1 pseudogene is annotated in these 429 nt (G+C 65.5%); it reads right to left on the bottom strand.

Annotated elements, in window-relative coordinates:
- Positions 1–429 (bottom strand): annotated as a pseudogene (locus tag ACLBXP_RS25280) (M1 family aminopeptidase); the annotation flags it as partial.

The raw sequence follows: 429 nt of genomic DNA, 5'->3' as shown, positions 1-429 counted from the left end.
CACGATCTCGGCGCCCTTCTCGTAGACGGTCGCCGTGTAGAAGTTGTTGATCTCCGTGTAGGTGCGGGGCCGCACCGGATGGGCGAGGGGCCCCGCGTCCTCGGCGAACTGGCGCGCGCGGAGGTTGCGCACCTCGCCGATGCGATGGACGGCGCGGGAGCGCATGTCGGAGGAGAATTCCTGGTCCCGGAAGACCGTGAGGCCCTCCTACAGGCAGAGCTGGAACCAGTCGCGGCAGGTGACGCGGTTGCCCGACCAGTTGTGGAAGTACTCGTGGGCGATGATCGCCTCGATGTTGGCGTAGTCCGCGTCGGTCGCGGTCTCGGGGCACGCGAGCACGTACTTGTCGTTGAAGATGTTGAGGCCCTTGTTCTCCATCGCGCCCATGTTGAAGTCGGAGACGGCGACGACGTTGAACACCCCGAGGTC

The sequence above is a fragment of the Methylobacterium sp. A54F genome (assembly GCF_053346035.1).
The sequence above is the reverse complement of the archived record's forward strand: the minus strand, read 5'-3'. Positions and strand labels throughout refer to the sequence as shown.